Below are 19,864 nucleotides of genomic sequence, written 5' to 3'. Positions count from 1 at the left end.
ACTATATAATCCAAAACTGTAGGAGGGGTTAGGCCCTATGAGTGAGCAAAGAATAGGAAAAATAACACAGGTAATTGGCCCTGTCGTTGACGTTGAATTCGAGGCCGGGAATCTTCCGTCCATCATGAGTGCTCTTCTCGTTACCAATCCGAGTATCTCTGATCAGCCGGATAACCTTGTTATCGAGGTTGCACAGCACCTTGGTGACAACCAGACCCGCTGTATCGCTATGGATCAGACTGATGGTCTGGTGCGCGGCATGGAGTGTAAAGACACTGGCAACCCGATCACCATTCCGGTTGGCGAGGCTTCTCTCGGTCGTATCATGAACGTTGTAGGTCGTCCGGTTGATGGTCTTGGTCCTATCAGTTCTGATAAGACTTTGCCGATTCACCGTCCGGCCCCTGCCTTCACCGAGCAGGATACCGAGGTACGCGTACTTGAGACCGGCATTAAGGTTATCGACCTGCTTGTTCCGTTCCCACTGGGCGGAAAAATGGGTCTGTTCGGTGGTGCCGGTTGTGGCAAGACTGTTATTATGATGGAGATGGTTAATAACATCGCCATGCATCATGGTGGTATTTCCGTTTTCTGTGGTGTTGGTGAGCGTACCCGTGAAGGCAACGATCTCTACCATGAGATGAAAGAGTCCGGCGTTCTTCCGAAAGCCGCTCTCGTTTACGGTCAGATGACCGAACCTCCAGGTGCTCGTGCCCGTGTTGCTCTGACTGGTTTGACCGCTGCCGAGTATTTCCGAGATGTAGAAGGACAGGACGTTCTCTTCTTCGTTGATAACATCTTCCGTTTTACCCAGGCCGGTTCCGAGGTTTCCGCTCTTCTTGGTCGTATCCCGTCTGCGGTTGGTTATCAGCCGACCCTGGCTACCGACCTTGGTGCCCTGCAGGAACGTATTACTTCCACAACCAAGGGTTCAATTACCGCCGTACAGTGCGTTTACGTACCTGCGGACGACTTGACTGACCCTGCACCTGCTACCACATTCGCTCACCTTGACGGTACTGTTGTTCTTTCCCGTCAGATCGCTGAGCTTGGTATCTATCCGGCGGTTGATCCTCTCGACTCAACTTCCAGGATTCTTGATCCGAACGTTATTGGTGAGGAGCACTACCAGGTAGCCCGTGGTGTTCAGGTTACCCTGCAGAAATACAAGGACCTTCAGGACATTATTGCCATCCTTGGTATGGACGAGCTTTCAGAGGAGGATCAGATCCTCGTTGCCCGTGCACGTAAGGTCCAGCGCTTCCTGTCTCAGCCGTTTACCGTAGCTGAGGTATTTACCGGTATGGCTGGTAAATTCGTTAAGGTTGCCGATACTGTTCAGGGCTTCAAGGAGATCCTTGAAGGTAAGCATGATGAGATGGGCGAGAACTCGTTTTACATGGTTGGATCAATTGACGAGGCCGTAGAGAAAGCAGCTAAGGCCAAAGAGTAATTCAACCGACTACCAATGAGGTCAATCCGATGGCAGAACAGATCAGACTGGAAGTCGTGACCCCAGGCGGCTCGGTCGTTGACGAGGATGTCAATATCGTCAATGCCCCGGGTTACGGTGGCGACTTTGGTGTGCTGGCACATCATGCCCCCATGTTGTCAACGATCAAGATTGGCACTCTTACTTACGAGAAAGAAAAAAGCCGCGAAGCGCTGATGGTCAGTGGCGGCTTTTGTGAAGTCTCGAATAACAAGATCACCTTTCTTGTAGAGAGTGCAGAGTTTGGCCGTAACATCGATGTTGAGCGGGCCATGAGAGCGAAGGAGCGGGCAGAGAAGCGCCTTGCTCAGGGCAAATCACATGATGAGCAGTTAAATATTGCACGCGCTGAGGCTGCACTGCAGAGAGCGCTGGCAAGACTTAAGGTCGCTAAGCTGTAAGAAGGATTATTGCAGTGAGGAATATAAGGGTCGTCCTTTACGGGCGGCCCTTTTTTTTTGATTTTGGCTTGGAATGGTTGGTTTCAGCTTTAGCAGTAGCTGAATTTGAATCCTGTATGAACAACAATATGAAAATTGAGTGGTAACTGTTGGTCGACAAGGCTTGCAATTGAATTGTCCATGTAAAAAATACAAGCTGGTTATCAGAGGTCAGTCAGTGTGTGCCGCATTTATCAACTTTTGGGCCGCAAATAGGGAAAAATATTCTCCGCTATAGAAAGCTTAGAATATGATACTGCAGGAATGGATGAGAAATTGAGATTATAACTTGGCGGTGGCACTATTGACATAGGCCTGAACGCCAAGGGCAATCTCATGGGCCATAGCACTGAGGTACGCATCAGACTTGAGATTTTGGACATCCTCTTCGTTGCTGATAAAGGCAAGTTCCATGAGAATGGCAGGCATCTGGGCCCCAATGAGGACGTAAAATGGAGCCTGTTTGACCCCGAGGTTCTGGACATCGCCAAATGATTTTTGGGCAAGACCAGCAACAAGGGTACCATGAACCTGCTCAGCGAGCCGGGAGGATTCTGTGATCTTTGAGTTCTGCATGATGTCTTGTAGGATATCCTGCAGGTCGCTCATTTGGTTGGTGGATGTGGCGTTTTCCATGGCTGCAACGCGCATGGCCTCTGCATTGGTGCTAAGATTGAGATAGTACGTTTCCAGGCCACGCACTTTCGGTGACGGGTGGGCATTCAAGTGGATGGAGATGAACAAGTCGGCGTTCTGGGTGTTGGCAATCGCGGTTCGTTCTTCAAGTGATATAAAAGTGTCAATATCTCTCGTGAGAAGAACTTCACAGCCAATTTCTTTCTCTATGGCTGGTTTTAATTGCTGAGCAAATTTCAAAACAATGTCTTTTTCCTGGAGACCGTTAGCCAGCGCTCCCGGGTCCTTGCCACCATGACCGGGGTCGAGAACAATTCTTTTGACCTTCAGACCTAGCTGTTGGGCGAGCGAAGGGGCCAAAAGTTCTGGCATTAGCGCAACAACTTTGCTGTTGTTACTTTTGAGGATCATCTTTCCCCTATGCTGTTCTGCGGCCAGCACTTTCCGTCGTTCAGGATGAATAACAATGGGTTTGGCAGTCGCCGGGGGGATGGCCACAATGGTATCCGGAGTTTTGACTGGAGCGGGTTTGGTAAGCTTTTTTTGATTGTTGGCGACACTTTTGCCGCGAACGTCGACGACAACCCGAAAGGGCTCCGGCAAACTATAGATGCGATAGGAGTCTATACTCTCAATGTCGAGTACGACCCGGACGGTGTCTTTGCTGAACTGCGCGGTTCGCACTTGCTGAAGAAGGCCGTCCTCAATTTTCAGTGGCTCACGATATTGTGGTTCGATATAGCTGCTCTGGAAATCGATATAGAGCCGTCTTGGCTTCCCCTCAGAACCATCGAGTAGTTCTTCACGATAATTGACGGGGCCGGAGGCCATTATAACAATGCGGGTATAGTCATCGGATGACCAGTATTTCACCGGAAGAATATAGTTGAGTTTACTCAGTCCGGAGTTGCCAACCATAACAGTGGGGAGGGCAACGTTATGATCGGTACTCAGCTGTTTCAACATTTCGGCCGCCTGTGGGTGCATATCCCCTGACTGGTAGTCCTGGACGATTTTGCTGAACTGCTGTGCAGCCTGATCGGGATCCTGCTTACCTTTCAGGTAAAGGAGCCCCATTGCATAATAGGAGTCGTCCGCAAGCCGGTTCTCAGGAAACAGCCTTGCGACGTCCTTGTAGTAGCTAATCGACTCGTCAAGGTCTGAGACGTTGTGAAAACGCTGGAACATATATGCATAGATCTGGCCGAGCATAAAAAGGCAGGCGGGTGCTTGTTCGGACTGTGGGTCGGCGAGATAAATGCGGCGAAAGTTCTGGGCTCCTCGCTCCCAATTCTCAACCTTTTGGGAGATGGTGTCGTTGGTCAGCAGTTCGTTGAAATAGAACTTTGCTTCGCTATATCGTTGAGATATTGAGTCCTCAATTGCAGGCTTGTCGAGGGAGGAAGAAAAAACGAGATTTGCTGGGATAATAACCTGGAGGAAAAGTAATAACAACAAAAGAGGCGCTCGCCGTATTCGTGGCTTACCCGGTGTGATGCGTGCTGAGTATAGAGTGCGTTGCACAATCGATGACGTCATGTTGAAGACTTATTGGGCGCTATTGCCGTTGGTGAAAATATCTGTTGAATATACTGAAAAGAAGTTGCTATGGCAAAGCAAAAGCCAGCCGGAGATGCAAAGGACATTAAAAGAGACACATTTATAGGTAACATTGCTGTTCGCCAATCCAGCAGCTTGAGAATGAGGGGACGAAAACACTTTACAGTAATGTTTGAGCTCATATCAGTTGTTGCCCATCATGTCCTTTAATTTGTAGAGAATTTCAAGTGCTTCTCGTGGAGATAGCTGATCGGCATCAAGGATGCGCAGGTAATCCCGAACCGGGTCTGATGGTGGCTGGAAGAGTGAGAGCTGATCCGGATGGGTTCGGATTCTCTTTTTTTTCTGTCCGGTGGATTTTGCGATGGCCGGTTGGCCGGTATGATCGAACTCTCCGCGTTCAATATTGTTCAAAATTTCTTCCGCTCGTTCGACTACATGGTTTGGAACACCGGCGAGAGCGGCAACCTGAATACCGTAGCTGCGATTGGCCCCACCTTCGATCAGTTTATGCAGGAAAATAATTGAGTCGTTCCATTCCCTGACGGCGATGGAAAAATTGCGGACCCGGTCATGGGTGCGCGCAAGATCGGTGAGCTCATGATAGTGGGTGGCAAACATAGTTTTTACCCCCAATTCATTTTTCTGGACAAGATCTTCGGCAACGGCCCAAGCGATGGATAAACCATCATAGGTCGAGGTGCCACGTCCGATTTCATCGAGGATGACAAGGCTTCGTGGCGTGGCGTTGTTTAAAATATTGGCGGTCTCACTCATCTCAACCATAAAGGTCGACTGGCCGCGGCGCAGATCATCCATCGCACCGACTCGGGTGAAAATCCGATCGACAATGCCAATACTCGCTTTGGCTGCAGGGACAAAGCTGCCCATCTGTGCTAGCAGAACGATGAGCGCTGTCTGGCGGAGGACGGTGGATTTACCGGCCATGTTCGGGCCGGTGATAATCAGCAATTGCTGACTTTCCTGATCAAGATGAACATCGTTTGGCACAAATCGACCGGCAGGAAGTGAACGTTCGATGACGGGATGGCGTCCTTCAGAAATGGTGATGACATTGTCTTCGGTGATGGTTGGGCGACAATAATTATAGCGTTGGGCAACCTCCGCCAGGGCGCAGAGCACGTCGAGCTGTGCGAGAAGGGTTGCGGTGTGCAGCAAGCGATGACTTTGGGCGACGAGATGATTGCGGACCTCGATAAAGAGCTGGTACTCCAACTCAAGTCTTCGGTCCTCAGCACCGAGGATTTTGTTTTCAAATTCTTTGAGTTCAGGAGTTATGAAACGCTCGGCGTTCACCAGGGTCTGTTTCCTGATATAATGATCCGGAATCTTATCGGCCTGGAGTTTACTCACTTCAAAATAGTAACCAAAGACTTTGTTGAAGCCGACCTTGAGTTTGGCGATGCCGGAGCTCTCACGTTCACTTATTTCCAGTCGTGCGATGGTTTGTTTGCCATCGCGCTGGATGGCGATTAATTCGTCAAGCTCCTGATGGTAGCCTTCTCTGATAAGATTGCCATCGCGAAGTGTTACCGGTGCCTCAGGATTGATTGAGGACTCGATGAGGGAATGAAGGTCGTCAAGCGGGTCAAGTTCGCCAGCTATCGTTTTGATTTTTTCCACTTCAATAGTGGAAAGAATCTGCAAAAGTTTGGGGAGTTGACCAAGGGATTGTTTCATGGCCAGCATGTCACGGCCATTTCCGGAACCAAGTATCATCCGGCTGGTGAGACGTTCCAGATCATAGACAGTATTTAGCAGTTCCCGAAGATTGCGACGATGGCCACTGTTTTGATAGAAAAAACTCACTGCTGCCAGTCGCCTGTTGATTCTAGCGGGGTCCTGGAGGGGGAATAGCAGGTTGTTTTTCAGCATCCTTGCACCCATTGGGGTGCAGGTTTCGTCGAGTACCGAAAGGAGCGACCCTTCCCGCTTCCCCCCTATGATGGTCTGAGTGAGTTCAAGATTGCGACGTGAAGAGTCGTCAATCTGCAGGACTGTCTCAAGATTCAGCGGGGTAAGACGGGTGATGTGGGTGAGTGATGTTTTCTGGCTTTCAAGCAGGTAGGAAAATAGCACTCCGGCCGCGATAATGCCTTGGGTAAAGCTGCTGCAGCCGTAACCATCAAGGGTTGACACGCCAAAGTGGGTTAACAATTGTTCCCGCAAGGTGGAAAACTGGAAAATTGAGGCAGGCTGGATGGTAATGCACAGTTCGGGGAGCAGCAGACGAGCACCCTCCAGTAGGTCTCGACAGGGATCGAGATCACCGTCACTTATGAGAATTTCAGAAGGCGTGAGCCTGGTCAACTGGTCTAGAACCGATTCCCCTGAGCCTTCTCCATCGAAAAATTCGCCTACCAGAAATTCGCCCGTACTGGCTTCGAGAAAACTTATGCCGAAGAGCACCTGTCCACCATGTTCTTTCCGACAAATGGCACAGACGTAATTGCTGTTTTTGTCGTCAAGCAGCCCATCTTCAGTAATCACCCCAGGTGAAATGATACGTACAACCTCGCGTTTGACGATGCCCTTGGCCTCAGCCGGATTTTCGACCTGTTCGCAGATAGCGACCCTGCGGCCCGCCTTGACCAGTTTGGCAAGATAGCCTTGGGCAGCATGAAAAGGGATGCCGCACATCGGCACCTTTGGGGCATCGCTCTTATTATTTCTTGAGGTCAGAGTTATGCTGAGGATTTTGGAAGCGATTTCTGCATCATCAAAGAACATTTCATAGAAATCACCCATGCGGTAGAACAAAATTGTATCGTTGTGCTGCTCTTTAATCTCCAGATACTGCTGGAGCATGGGGGTGAGTTTCAAATTGGCGGTCATTTGGCTATCAAGAGTCACAGTTGGTTTTGATATATGAATAATACCTGTTGTTCACTGGTGGGTGTGATCACGTCAGGCCGAAAGGAAAATTGCCGTGGAGAAAAGATAAACAGGACCGTTTGGGCCCGGCATAATGCGCTTGTCCGATGGATCATGATGTCCAGGGCAATTCATGGATTGCGCCATGCAGCCCATCATCGTTTATCTGCAGGATACCATACGTCCCTTGTGCACCATAACGGCCTGTCGACTGGAAGCTGCCTGGATTGATAAAGAGTGTCGTGCCGACTGTATGGCAGACGGCAAGGTGGGTGTGCCCGTATACTATACAGTCGGCCTGAGGAAAGAGAGTGAACATCCTGTCCTCTATATTGTGGCGGTTGCCGGCGCCATGGCAGATACCTATAGTGTATCCGTCCTGAATGAGCGTACGATATTCCGGTAAAGCCTTCTGAGTAGTTAGATTGCACATATTGCCATGGACTGCGTAGACATTTTTGCCGGAGAATGCCTTCAGGATGGCAACATCGGTCAGATCGCCGGCGTGAATGATAATGTCGCAGCCGTTAAAGGCGTGGGTAATTCGGTGGAGAAAATCGTTGTCACAGGAAACCAGATGGGTATCTGACAAAATGCCTATACTCGTCATGACCGTTGTTGCGTAATGTAAATATTCAATAGGTGGAGGAAATTACCGTCAAGTAATCCGAGGAAAGAGAGCAGAGTCGTTTTTTCGCTACTGGATTGGTGATGTGACTTCCTCTTGCTAACTGAATAGTATACCAGAGCGGAAATGAAAAGGCGGGGAAAAGAAATGGGTATAATGTAAATCGGTCGCGAGTGGCTGGAAAAAATGAAAAATCACTTGACAGGAAAATCGGGACGGAATTTTTTGGACTTGCCAAGAAAGGAGGAGGGAAGGTATACTATATGGCTTCCTTATCCACTTTCAGTCGCGACGCATGTGTGTCTCCCGGCTGCGTTGCTCCCTGGTTAGGGGAGTATTTTCTAGTACAACTATTGCTTCGGTTTGGCCGACAGTTATGGAGAAATCATATGTTTAGTGCTTCGGATCTGCGTAAAGGGCTCAAATTACAGATTGACGGTAGCCCGTATATTATTACTGAATTTGAATTTTCTAAGCCTGGCAAGGGGCAGGCGCTCTACCGCTGCAGAATGCGGAACATGATTACCGGCAACCAGTTCTCAAAAACCTATCGTTCCGGCGATAAGTTTGAGAAGGCCAATCTGGAAGAGCGCAAGATGCAGTACCTCTATCACCAGGACGACGAGTATCATTTTATGGATACCGAGAATTATGAGCAGCTCTTCATTACAGCAGAGCAGCTTGGTGACAACATCAATTTCCTCATGGACAACATGGAACTTGAGGTGCTGTTTTTTGATGATCGTCCAATCGATGTCAGCCTGCCCATATTTGTCAACCTGACGGTAACCCAGGCTGATCCATGGGCCAAAGGCGATACTTCGGGCACCGACACCAAGCCAGTCACTGTTGAAACCGGATATCAGCTGCAGGTTCCACCGTTTGTAGACGAAGGCGACAAAATCCAGATCGACACCCGGACCGGGGAATATGTGACCCGGGTTAAAGAGTAGACCGATGCTTGATCTTCAAGGGCTGCACATTCGTGCGGCCCTTTTTCGCTTTATCAGGGATTTTTTTTCCCAGCGCGATTTCCTTGAAGTGGACACCCCGATACGTCAGCCGGTGATCATCCCGGAATGCAACATCGTCCCCATTATGGCCGACGGCCAGTATCTGCAGACTTCTCCAGAACTGTGCATGAAGCGCTTGCTGGCTGCCGGTTGCCAAAAGATCTTCCAGATCTGCCCATGTTTTCGTAAAGATGAGCTTGGCAAAAATCATCTGGAAGAGTTCATAATGCTTGAATGGTATCGTATCGACGCAAATTACCGTCATTTGATGCTGGACTGTGAAGAGTTGTTGCAATATGTTGTATGGAGGTTTGCTGATCAGTTTCCTGAGGTATGTGATCAAAATGATGCTGTGGCGGAGGCCTTGCGACTGTTATCAGCACCGGCCGACCGGATGACAGTAGCAGAGGCGTTTGACCGTTTTGCCCCTGTTTCTGTAGCTGAGGCACTGCAGCAGGAAATATTTGAGGAAATGCTGGTTGAATTTGTCGAGCCAGAGCTCGGAAAAAAAGGTCCATTCTTTCTTGTGGATTATCCGCACGAGCTGGCCTCGCTTGCCAAGGTTGATCTGAATAGGCCGGAGGTTGCTGAACGCTTTGAGTTATATCTATCCGGAGTCGAGCTGGCTAACGGATTTACTGAACTGACCGACGCCGGAGAACAGCGGCGGAGGTTTGTCACAGAAATCGAGGTCATTCGACGAACACAGGGACGAGAACAGGTAATGCCAGAGCGGTTCTTAGGTGATCTCGGTTTATTGAACGGTGCAGCAGGTATTGCTTTCGGTATTGACAGGCTGCTCATGTTGCTTTTAGCAAAAGAAACAATTCATAACGTAGTGTCGTTTAATCCTGCTGACTTTTGAAAAACGTGCTATGCTAACTTGTCGAATTGCATTGTAATCTGTAAAAACAACAGATGACATTTATACACGCGTCAGAAATCAGTCCTAAACAACTGATTTCTGAAACGCAGGGATGATCTCATAGATTCTTTTTTGCTGATACTTCTTCAATGGATAAACAACAGAGTCTTTTGCTGAAAAAATATGTGGACCTTCTATATCGCTGGAGGGTTCTGCTAATCGTGTTGCTCCTTATAGCATTGCCGGCCGGGCTAGTCTACTACATTATTACCCCCAAGGTTTATGACGCATCCTGTTTGCTCAGTTACCAGCAACAGAGTGTTAATCCCAACAAAATGGCTCCGGATCTCACCGCGCGAATTCAGGATACGGTGAGTACCCTTTCCCAGATTGTCACTTCGAGAACCAATCTAGAGGAGATGATATCCCGGTTTGACCTCTATAAAGAAGCCAGGGAAAAACTTCCTATTGAAGATGTTATTGAGATAATGAGGAAGAATATTGATGTGCAGCCTTCGCGAAGAGGCGACATTTTTACTATTACCTTTAGTGGTGGGGATCCTTCCACGGTTGTAAAAGTTGCTAACGATCTGGCGGCAAAGTTCATTGAAGAAAACCTGAAATATCGTGAGGAGCGGGCTGTCGAGACCTCGTCGTACACCAGTAATGAGCTGGAAATGGCGAAAATGACCATGGATCGGAAAGAAGCGACCATGCGGGATTATAAACTCAAACATTACAATGAGATGCCTGATCAGCGCCAGGCAAATCTTTCTCGTTTGACTGCACTCCAGGAACAGTATCAGGCGGTGCAGGTGAGTATCCTTGAGTTGGAGCGCACACGGGTTCTTGTTCAGGAACAGATTGCTTTACGGAAAAAAGCATTAGGTGTGGCAGGAAATGGGGCAACAGTAAGTAGTGTTACTCGACACCCAAGCTATGAACAGTTACAGAAAATGCGTCGCAATCTTGAATTGCTACTGGTAACGCACACCGAAAGTCACCCTGAAGTGAAAAGGGTACGGAAAATTATCGAAAAACTTGAGGCTGAAGGAGCTGATACCCCTCAGCGACGAGTCGTTGCCGGGAGAAGTGCACCGCTTGCTGATAAGGACCTAACGCAGTTGCAGTCACAATTGGATAAGATCAATATCGATATTGAGACGATTGAGCTTGAGAAAAAGCAGATGAGCGAAAGCATTAAAAAATATGAGGAGTGGGTGGCCGCAACTCCTGTCCGAGAGGCTGAATGGTCAGCTCTCACCAGAGAATACGGACAACTGAAAAGCCACTATGATCACCTCATCTCCCAGGATTTACAGGCAAAATCCATGCTGAATCTTGAGCGACGGCAAAAAGGAAGCCAGTTTAAAATCGTCGACCCTGCCCGCTTTCCGGAGAAACCGACGAAGCCGGATTTCCTGAAAATCATGGCGGTTGCCGTTGCCGGAGCTATGGCTGCTGGTGTCGCTGTTATTCTTGCCATTGATTTTCTCGATGGTTCTTTTCGCGACCCGGAAGAGGCTGAACTGTTTCTTGGCATTCCGCTGCTCAGTACCATTGAATTCGTCGAAATTCCGACAGAGAAGAGAAAAAAGCTATATCTTTCTGGTGGCGTAATCTTGGTGCTATTGACAGGTGTGGTTCTGGTGATAGGCCTTTTCTGGTATGCCTGGAGTCGGGGAAAAATCGTCTTCTGATCGCTCGATTTTTAATACAGCCCCATTGACTGATGTGGCGTTGTTGGTAACGAATTTTAGATAGTTTAGAGCTGACTAAGAAGTTGGAGTGTATGGGAAATATTGCTGATGCGCTAAAAAAAGCTGGTGTTGAGCTTCCTGATCATGCCCCGGTTGAGGTGAGAAGGGACGATGAGGTTGTGGCTGCTGAAGAACCATCCTCATATCAGGAGTCGACCTACACGGTTACGAATAAGAGGGCTCCTGCTGTTGATGCCTCCCAGCCGTTGCAGTCTGGGCCATGGAATGAACGAATACAGATGGTCCTTGACAGCGTTGGACCAGTAGCCGAATCGTTTAAGGTATTGCGTTCTAAGATTCTGTTCCCCAAAGATGGTAAAGCCCGTCCACGGACGATTATGATATCTTCTAGCTCTCCGGAAGAAGGGAAGAGCTTTGTCTCCATCAATCTGGCTGTGGCGATCGCCCGAGGACTTGATCAGCATGCCCTGCTAGTCGATTGTGACCTGCGTCGGCCAAGTCTTCTGGGATTATTGGGGATGGGGGCTGAATATACACGAGGGCTGGCAGAATATCTTCAGGGGGATTCTGAGTTGGCGGAACTTATCTGCAGAACATCCGTTGATAAGTTATCACTTCTGCCCAGCGGTACGCCGCCGCAGAACCCGGCAGAACTTCTAACTTCCGTACGAATGAGTCGACTTGTAAACGAGTTGTCAGGTAGATATAGTGACAGATTTATTATTTTCGACAGTGCGCCGTTCCAGATTGCTTCCGAAACGATGGTCCTAGCCAAAAATGTTGATGGGGTTGTTCTCGTTATAGGATCCGGAAAATCTGATAAAGCCAGACTCAGGAGAATGGTTGAAAATATCGGTCCGGACAAAATTCTGGGAATTGTCTTCAATGGCCATAAACAGGGGTACTTCAAAAAGAAGATGTTTGATCCGTATGGAAGCTATTACGGCAAGTATTACAGTTCCAATGCGAGGAAATGAACATCTTCTTTACAATACACGCAAAAACTGTGTCCAGAAAACCTGTGCGACAATAAACTGAGCCACGACTTTCGAATGTCACGTGACTTCATTGGGTATGGAAAACTGGACTGAGAACTACTTTTTTTCATTTTTGAATTTTCTGGTTTTTTCCCACCTTTATGTGAACTGATTTCTCTTCCTGCCTACCGCGATTCAGAAATCGCTCCTCAATTATTCTACGCTGTCGCATTCGCTCCTCATTGTTTCTCGGCACAAAGATCTTCTTGCCATCTCTATCTTGTCCAGCAACATACATTGCCGTTGAGATTGTTCCGGGTGTGGGGGTGAAATCCTGAAACTTGGAAATTCTCAGCTTCAATGCGGCCATATCTTCAGCGAGTTGTTTGGCATGACGTTCTGTGCAGCCAGGATGAGCACTGATTACGTAGGGGACCAGTTGGAGTGTTTTGCCTCTTTTTCCTGAGCTGATTTTCCGGCACTTCTCGACAAAACGTTTGAGAAGAGAATGTGACTCCTTATGCATGAGGGTAAGCACCTCGTCGCTGGTATGTTCCGGTGCAATTTTCATGGCTCCTGGGGTATGGTGCGTAATGATTTTTTCCAGAAGCGAGGGAGTGTTGAGCAAGAGTTCCATGCGAAGACCCGACGAGATGAACACGTGACGGACGGAATCAATGGCTGAGACATTTTTCAATAGATTTATAAAACGTTGTTCATCAATGCGCAGGTGTTTACAGAGTGTTGGGTAAAGGCAATCTTTTTTGGCGCAGGTGCCGATGGCACACGAGGTAGCAAACAGATTAGCGGTGGGACCGCCAAGGTCGCTTATAGTCCCTTGAAAATCGTCCTGCCTGGCCAAGAGAGTACATTCGCGAAGGATTGAATCGTTTGATCGGCTTTGGATCGCGGCTCCCTGATGTCTGGTAATCGCGCAAAATGAGCAATTCCCGGAGCACCCGCGAACAATGGTCACCGAGTCCTTGATCATCGCATACGCAGGAACATCTGGTGTGGAAGGGTGCGGCTTTCGTGTATAGGGAAACTCGTACAGACTATCGAGTGCCTCTATGGTGAGGGTAGGCGAGGCCTGATGCTGGACGACCCAGTGGTGCTGTTGCCTCTGCAGAATTACCTTGTTGGATGTGGCACGGGAATGGATGTCGATTGCAAGTTCAGCTTTAAGAAACAACTCCTTATTCGAATGGATATCGGCAAAAGAAGGCAAAATGAGAAAATCCTGGTTGCTATCTTCAGCACAGTAATGAGGGTATCTTTCTTGTAGTTGACTGTCAGTCAGTCTCTCACATGTACCGGGAATGGCATTAAGAGGTTCCCCGTTCTTACACTTTTCTGCTGTGGACAGCACTGCCTGTTCAGCCATGCCATAAATGAGCAGATCGGCCTTGGCATCGGCCAGCAGGGATGCTCGCAGTTTATTTTGTTTGTAGTCGTAATGAACAAAACGGCGAAGTGACGCTTCGACTCCGCCAAGGATAATTGGGGTATCTTTGAAGGCGGACCGGGCAAGGTTGGCATATATCAGGCTGGCGCGGTCGGGTCGGTATCGATTGTTTTTGTTATGGTCAGACGATCTCCAGGGATTGCCTTTTGGTGAATAGGCGTCAGTTTCCCGAACTTTTCCATTTCCGGTGTAATTTGCTACAATGGAATCGAGATTTCCCCCGGTAATGCCGCAGAAGAGGCGGGGAGCAGGGAAGTCGAGAAAGTCACGAGAACTGTCGTATCGCGGTTGTGCCAGGATGGCAACCCGGTAGCCGTGATGTTCAAGCAGGCGACCGATAAGAGCAACACCGAATGAAGGATGGTCAATGTAGGCATCACCGGTTACCAGCAGGATGTCAAGAAAATCCCAGCCACGGGAACGGCACTCTGCCCATGAAACAGGTAATGGTAGCAGGTTGGTGGCGCCTGACTCTAGATGTTTATGTGCAACTGTCAAGGTGAATGCCAGATATGAGGTGAGAGAGGAGTAGGAAAACGGAGGTCGAAACACGAGAGCTTGTCATGCCTGCGCATGCCGAAAACTATTATTACTATACCAGCATGGCTCGATCAAGACAAGAAGTGGCCGCCATATCACTTCGTGTTTCAGAAGTGATATGGCGGTGGATGGGTGAAAGGGTTGGCTTACTTTTCAGCAGGAATATACTGCGTCAGCGGACAGTTTTTGCAGCCTTTCTGTGGAAGATCCGTATTGGTATGCACCCTGTCGATCAGGGCCGCCACTGCCGCTTTGCTGTCGGCAAAGATCTCATCGTCACCAATCTTGGCCATGAGACCGGTTCTTTCCATTACATTGATAATGTGGCCTTTTATGCCACACATTGCAAAGCCCAATCCGGCACTGCGGACCCGTTTTACCAACATTTCCAGGGCTTCTTCACCTGAAGCGTCCATATCGTTAATACCCCGGGCGTCCAGAAGAATATAACGGAGGTCGGGTTGCTCATTGCGGAATTTCAGCACCTGCTCATCAAGGTAGCTGGCATTGGCGAAGAACAGCGCTCCGTCAAAACGGACTACTGAAATGTGTCTGCAGCCTTTCAGGCGATAGTGCTCGGCACTTTTCAAAACCTTTTCCTCACTCAGTGAGAGGCTTGCGACTACTGGCCGCATGGATTTGTAAAGGAAAACGGTCATGGACAGGGCTACACCTACCATGATGCCTTTATCAAGATGCGGTGCAAAGTAGAGGGTAACGACAAAGCTGAGAATGGAAATGGCGCCATCATACCACTGTGCTTTCCAGGCGTGGATGAAGCCTTTAACGTTGACCAGCCCGATAACCGCCATCATGATAACGGCAGCGAGAACAGCCTGGGGCAGATGATACAGCAGCGGGGTAAAGAACAGCAAGGTAATGACCACCATAATGGAGGTGACAACCGAGGATATTCCTGATACGGCGCCAGCCTGGAGGTTTACCGCCGAACGGGAGAACGAACCTGAAACAGCATAGCTTGAGCCGATGGAGCCAATGATGTTGCCAAGTCCCTGACCTATAAGTTCTTGGTTCGGATCAAGTTTTTGTCCGGTTTGGGCGGCCATGGCTTTGGCGATGGCAATGGCTTCCATAAAGCCTAACAGAGAAATGATAATTGCCGTGGGCAGCAATTTGAAAAAAGTTTTGGAGCTTAAGCTTGGCAATACCAAGGTTGGCAACCCTTCTGGGATTTTACCGACAATAGCTCCGCCACCTACCATTCGTAGCTTGGCAGTATCAAGGGTGTTGTTGCCGACTTTAATGCGCCATGTGGTATTATCTGTTGCAACACCTTCAGGAATTGCTTCCTTTGGGTAGAAGGTATGGGTGTCGTTGTCCTCAACGGCCTCAAATTTCATGTGGCGTAGTTCGTGACGGATTGTTCCGACCTTTCCTGCTAGTTCGTCCATCTCCAGGGTTAGAATCGCGACATCACCTTGGAGTTTGATCAGCTCGACCGATTTACCGTGACCGTTGGCTTGACGTTGTTTTTCTTCATCGACTTTCAGACCGATGTCTTTGCGTTGTTCACCGAGTGTTTTTATGTGTTCGACAGTTGCGTTAAACTCCGATATTTTTTCTGAAAGTCCGGGTAGCTGAATGGCAGAAATATCGACATACTTGTCATTGTTATACCCGGTGAAATAGGAAACGACAGTGGTCAAGGCTACGGCAACCAATACATTCGGAATGCGGGGGTTGATCTTTTTCAGCGTAACCATGATTGTCACCGCCACCACACCATATATCAGGGTTGGGAAGTGGGTGAAATCAATAGCAGCCTGGGCCACTCGCACCATTGTTTCATAATGATGGGCAGCAGAATCAACGTCTACTCCGAAAAATTTGGAGAATTGTGACGAGGCGATAATGATTGCCGCAGCGTTGGTGAAGCCGTTGACAACCGGATGAGAAAGAAAGTTTACCACCAGGCCAAGACGCAATACACCCAGTGAGAACTGAAAAATTCCGACGGTCAGGGCTAACGCTACAGAATAGGCAATAAATTCAGCGGACCCAGCAGTCGCAAGTGGGCTGAGGGACGCAGCCGACATGAGTGATACAACAGCAACCGGACCAGTTGCAAGCTGGCGACTGGAGCCGAACAGGGCGGCAACCATGGGGGGAAGAAATGCGGCATACAGACCGTAATATGCGGGTAGTCCTGCCAATTGGGCGTAGGCCATGGACTGGGGGATAAGGACGAGAGCGACAGTTATACCGGCAAGCAGATCGATTTTGAATTTGCCGATATCATATTCCTTAAACCAGGACAAGAAAGGAAAAAAACGAAGAAGAATGTTCATAATGATCTCAATGTATTGTGATGCAACTTCGCTCTTGTCATCTTGAGGCTGCGGGTCAGGGACCCGGCGGATAAAGAAACTTCATAAGCCGGGTAGCTCGGAGCTCCCAGTGAGTCTGAAGTCTTGCACAAGGTTGAATAAAGCGAGGTTGTCGATTCATTTAGGAAAATCAGTTTTCAGAACGGGATGTTGCAACGTTTTTCGTCCTATCGCAGATGAAAACATCGGCAGAATGGACAAATGACACCATGTGTACCCCATGAGGGAGGATACGTATGGAATGAGCATTTGGGTCGACAATCGTTTTCCCTCGGTTTTCGTGTGGGTGCCGGTGCCTGATCTCCAGCGCCTCTGCCGCCGTAGAGCGGGGAGACTTGTTGGCTGTCATGATGTTCTCCTTTAAGTGTTTGAAATTGGAAAAGTATAAAATCAAAGGAGCTGTAAGCTCCATAATGTGTAATAATTGCTGAGGGCGCGTAGATTCTAATCCCCCTATTTTTACAGAACAGTTAATGAAAGCTCTCTGACTGTTAAAGTCAAGCAAAAAAAAGGAGAGTAATTGGCATATGCATACAAATGAAAAGTTGCCCTGTAGCTGTCCGTCATGGAATATTTTCTGTTTAGGGAAGAGGAGTTATCAGGTATTATATAATTTTGTAAAATACTGAACATTTGGTTTGATCTTCTTTTAGAAGAGAAACTGATATCGTGAATGGAAGGTGAATATGTATCAGGATAGATCCTATAGAATAGTGCTGGCAGACGACCATGTGCTAATCCGCCACGGGATTAAAAATTTGCTTTCACAGAATGTAGACCTGAAGGTTCTTGGCGAGGTAAGCAATGGCGAGGAGCTGATGGTTTTTCTGAGTTCAAATCAGGTCGATCTCATCATTCTCGATATTTCCATGCCAAATATTGGTGGTCTGGAGGCTGTCACACTGGTCAAGGACCGTTATCCAGCCGTGAAGATTCTCATCTTCACAATGCACAAGAGTAAACAGTATTTTTATCACGCGATGATGGCCGGTGCTGATGGCTACCTGGTAAAAGATGATTCTGAAGAGGATCTTCTTACGGCCATTCGTCGAATCCAGAGCGGTAAAAATTATATTTCCCCTTTTCTTGCAGAAGATTTTGCCGATGATGTCATCAATGTCTACCGGAAAGAAAAAAAGAGTCCTTTTCAGGAACTCACCAGGCGTGAACGGGAAATTCTACAGTTGGTTGTCGATGGGTACACCAGTAAACAGATAGCCGATAAGCTCGGTTTGAGTCCCAGGACAGTCGATCATCACCGCTCTAATTTGCTGCGGAAGTTTGGGATGAGCAACAGTGTGGATCTTGTGAATTTTGCGGTTCGCAATGGTTTTGCCACTCCTGCTAAGTATTGATCTATTCTGAAGTAGGCTTCATTTCACAGAGTTTCTGCGCCTGTCAGCTTTCCGTGACGTTCTCAGGCTCGGTCTGTCAATAGGTGCAACCTGCAAGAAACACCTCTCCCTCATCAATTCACTCCAGTATTCATCTTTTTCAGCGCCTTTCACCCGCGTTTACTCATAGTGGCGAACGGAGTATGTGTTTCAATATACACAATATTATTGGATTGTTGGGGTTGGCAGCTGCATCTGATTGATATAGGAAAAATTATCTCAAAGCAAGAAACATTATGTAGCGATTTAAGTGAAGACTGTTGGTAGTTTCTTGAAATAATATGCAAATTATGCACGCAAAAGTGCGACTAGGTAAATATACCTAGAGGGATGTTGGTATATGCCTCGATTGTTTTTTCCCCTGAAGACATTAATAATGCGGACTTCATGGTGTCCAACCGAGAACCGTCAGCTGTAAAAGGAGAGAAGCATGAATAAAGGGGAACTTGTGGCGACAATCGCCGATAGCAGGGGGATAACCAAAGTCCAGGCAGAAAGAGCATTAAATATTGTGCTGAAAAACATGGCAGAGGCAATGGAGCGGGGAGAGCGTGTAACCCTGGTCGGGTTTGGTTCATTTAAAGTTGTCGAGAGAGCTGCCCAGAAAGGACGCAATCCGCAGACGGGCAAAGCGATCACCATTCCTGCCCATAATGTTGTGAAGTTTAAGCCGGGTAAGCGGCTGTGTGAAAAAGTTCAGTGAAATGAGTATATTGCAAAATGAGGACTTTTGTTCAAAATTGAGGCATGTGAAAAATTTTACCACAGGCATATAAGTAATATTCCGAGGATAAAATTTTTTAGCATAATGCTGAGTTTGGCCGAAAAGACCATTTTGCATGATGCTCAAATGACTATGCCGTCTTTGATGGTAGAGTTGTGCCATCAAAGACGGTGTGCTTTTCACTTGTTGATTGTTGTTTCGCGGGTATTGTACAGGCGGAGACTCCAGAGGAGGGCGCCTCCCGCTACCATGAGGAAGCTGAGAAGTTGGCCCATGGTGAAAGCATTGAGCAGAAAGCCGATTTGTTGGTCAGGTTCTCTGACCAACTCTATTCCCATCCTGAAGAATCCGTAGCAGATAAGAAAGAGTGCGAGAATCGAACCGTGAGGCCAGTATCTGCGGTGCTGCCATGGTTTATCTTTTGCAATCCAGAGAATAGCGAAAAGAACGGCACCCTCGAGAGATGCTTCGTAAAGCTGTGAAGGGTGGCGGGGTACTGAACCGCCATACGGAAAGACCATTCCCCATGGGAGATCGGTCTCTCTGCCGAACAGCTCTCCATTGATGAAATTTCCGATCCGGCCAAGGCCTAGACCAACAGGAATAGTGGCAACATAGATATCGGCAGTTTTCCAGAAATCAAGGCCAATTTTGCGGGTGTACCACCAGCCGCTGACTATCAGGGCAAAGCAGGCGCCGTGAAAGGACATGCCGCCGGTCCAGGTTGCAAAAATTTCTAACGGATGCTGAGAATAGTAGGAAAGATTATAAAAGAGAACATAACCTAGACGACCACCCACAATGACAGAGAGTATCAGGACCAGATTGATATTCTCGAAGTGTTCAGCGAGTAGTGCATATTTGTGTTTTCGGATCTGAAACTGCACCAGGAAATAACTGGCCATAAAGCCCAGAACGTACATCAGTCCATACCAGCGGACCTTTAGAGGACCTATTTCCAGTAAAACCGGATCTATATCAGGAAAAGAGAGCATAATCGGTTAGCCTTGATGGCCTCATGTGACGGTGGAGTATTCGAAACAAAATCGAGGATGGCGAAGTAGAAAGTCATCTTTGCCATACGGATGGGCTATGAAAAAAGTTCGATATACGAGGCGTAGGTCATGCCAGGCAATTCGGCAGTACATCTGGTACGGCGAATTGTC

General features: G+C 48.1%; 15 protein-coding genes. 8 read left to right on the top strand and 7 right to left on the bottom strand.

The features are described 5' to 3' along the window. Positions 1-37: 37 nt before the first annotated feature. Together atpD and BUF15_RS06530 are read left to right on the top strand one after the other, a co-directional pair. Positions 38-1,453: a F0F1 ATP synthase subunit beta gene (gene atpD, locus BUF15_RS06535; RefSeq protein ID WP_073612667.1), complete on the top strand. Its 1,416-nt coding sequence runs from the start codon at positions 38-40 to the stop codon at positions 1,451-1,453. Between the two features lie 29 nt (positions 1,454-1,482). Next, positions 1,483-1,893, top strand: a complete 411-nt coding sequence (locus BUF15_RS06530; protein WP_073612666.1) for a F0F1 ATP synthase subunit epsilon — start codon at positions 1,483-1,485, stop codon at positions 1,891-1,893. Between the two features lie 321 nt (positions 1,894-2,214). On the opposite strand, the gene BUF15_RS06525 is transcribed toward BUF15_RS06530, so the two are convergent. The 3 genes from BUF15_RS06525 to BUF15_RS06515 all read right to left on the bottom strand — a co-directional run bounded on the left by BUF15_RS06525 (position 2,215) and on the right by BUF15_RS06515 (position 7,633). Next, positions 2,215-4,026, bottom strand: a complete 1,812-nt coding sequence (locus BUF15_RS06525) for an N-acetylmuramoyl-L-alanine amidase (RefSeq protein ID WP_159441238.1) — start codon at positions 4,024-4,026, stop codon at positions 2,215-2,217. A 285-nt stretch (positions 4,027-4,311) separates the two neighbouring features. Then, positions 4,312-6,984, bottom strand: a complete 2,673-nt coding sequence (mutS, locus tag BUF15_RS06520; RefSeq protein ID WP_073612664.1) for a DNA mismatch repair protein MutS — start codon at positions 6,982-6,984, stop codon at positions 4,312-4,314. A gap of 151 nt (positions 6,985-7,135) precedes the next feature. After that, the gene (locus tag BUF15_RS06515) at positions 7,136-7,633 is read right to left on the bottom strand and encodes a metallophosphoesterase family protein (RefSeq protein ID WP_073612663.1); all 498 of its coding nucleotides are present in this window, start codon (positions 7,631-7,633) and stop codon (positions 7,136-7,138) included. Positions 7,634-8,040: 407 nt separating this feature from the next. On the opposite strand from BUF15_RS06515, the gene efp reads away from it, so the two are divergent. From efp to BUF15_RS06495, 4 genes are all read left to right on the top strand, one after another. Continuing rightward, positions 8,041-8,604, top strand: a complete 564-nt coding sequence (gene efp / locus BUF15_RS06510; protein ID WP_073612662.1) for an elongation factor P — start codon at positions 8,041-8,043, stop codon at positions 8,602-8,604. Between the two features lie 4 nt (positions 8,605-8,608). Further along, on the top strand, positions 8,609-9,529 hold the full coding sequence (gene epmA, locus BUF15_RS06505; RefSeq protein WP_073612661.1) for an EF-P lysine aminoacylase EpmA: 921 nt from the start codon (positions 8,609-8,611) through the stop codon (positions 9,527-9,529). Positions 9,530-9,678: 149 nt separating this feature from the next. Then, complete coding sequence (locus BUF15_RS06500) at positions 9,679-11,229, top strand: Wzz/FepE/Etk N-terminal domain-containing protein (protein WP_073612660.1); 1,551 nt, start codon at positions 9,679-9,681, stop codon at positions 11,227-11,229. 92 nt (positions 11,230-11,321) lie between these two features. Beyond that, positions 11,322-12,227: a polysaccharide biosynthesis tyrosine autokinase gene (locus BUF15_RS06495; RefSeq protein WP_073612659.1), complete on the top strand. Its 906-nt coding sequence runs from the start codon at positions 11,322-11,324 to the stop codon at positions 12,225-12,227. Positions 12,228-12,354: 127 nt separating this feature from the next. On the opposite strand, the gene BUF15_RS06490 is transcribed toward BUF15_RS06495, so the two are convergent. From BUF15_RS06490 to BUF15_RS06480, 3 genes are all read right to left on the bottom strand, one after another. Beyond that, positions 12,355-14,244, bottom strand: coding sequence for a YgiQ family radical SAM protein (locus BUF15_RS06490; protein WP_073612658.1), 1,890 nt, complete (start codon positions 14,242-14,244; stop codon positions 12,355-12,357). Positions 14,245-14,378: 134 nt separating this feature from the next. Continuing rightward, positions 14,379-16,541, bottom strand: coding sequence for a SulP family inorganic anion transporter (locus BUF15_RS06485; RefSeq protein ID WP_073612657.1), 2,163 nt, complete (start codon positions 16,539-16,541; stop codon positions 14,379-14,381). 169 nt (positions 16,542-16,710) lie between these two features. After that, positions 16,711-16,929, bottom strand: a complete 219-nt coding sequence (locus BUF15_RS06480; protein WP_073612656.1) for a hypothetical protein — start codon at positions 16,927-16,929, stop codon at positions 16,711-16,713. A 337-nt stretch (positions 16,930-17,266) separates the two neighbouring features. Here BUF15_RS06480 and BUF15_RS06475 point away from each other — a divergent pair, with 337 nt between their 5' ends. Together BUF15_RS06475 and BUF15_RS06470 are read left to right on the top strand one after the other, a co-directional pair. Next, a complete protein-coding gene (locus BUF15_RS06475; protein WP_073612655.1) occupies positions 17,267-17,935 on the top strand; it encodes a response regulator in 669 nt (222 codons plus the stop codon). A gap of 469 nt (positions 17,936-18,404) precedes the next feature. Beyond that, positions 18,405-18,677 (top strand): HU family DNA-binding protein, encoded by a 273-nt coding sequence (locus tag BUF15_RS06470; RefSeq protein ID WP_073612654.1) that lies wholly within the window; start codon positions 18,405-18,407, stop codon positions 18,675-18,677. Positions 18,678-18,877: 200 nt separating this feature from the next. On the opposite strand, the gene lgt is transcribed toward BUF15_RS06470, so the two are convergent. Beyond that, entirely contained in the window at positions 18,878-19,693 is an 816-nt protein-coding gene (gene lgt, locus BUF15_RS06465; protein WP_073612653.1) for a prolipoprotein diacylglyceryl transferase, read from the bottom strand. Positions 19,694-19,864 lie beyond the last annotated feature (171 nt).

The organism is Desulfopila aestuarii DSM 18488, from assembly GCF_900143695.1.
In the GTDB taxonomy this organism is placed as follows: domain Bacteria; phylum Desulfobacterota; class Desulfobulbia; order Desulfobulbales; family Desulfocapsaceae; genus Desulfopila; species Desulfopila aestuarii.
This window is presented reverse-complemented; position numbering and strand designations above follow the sequence as displayed.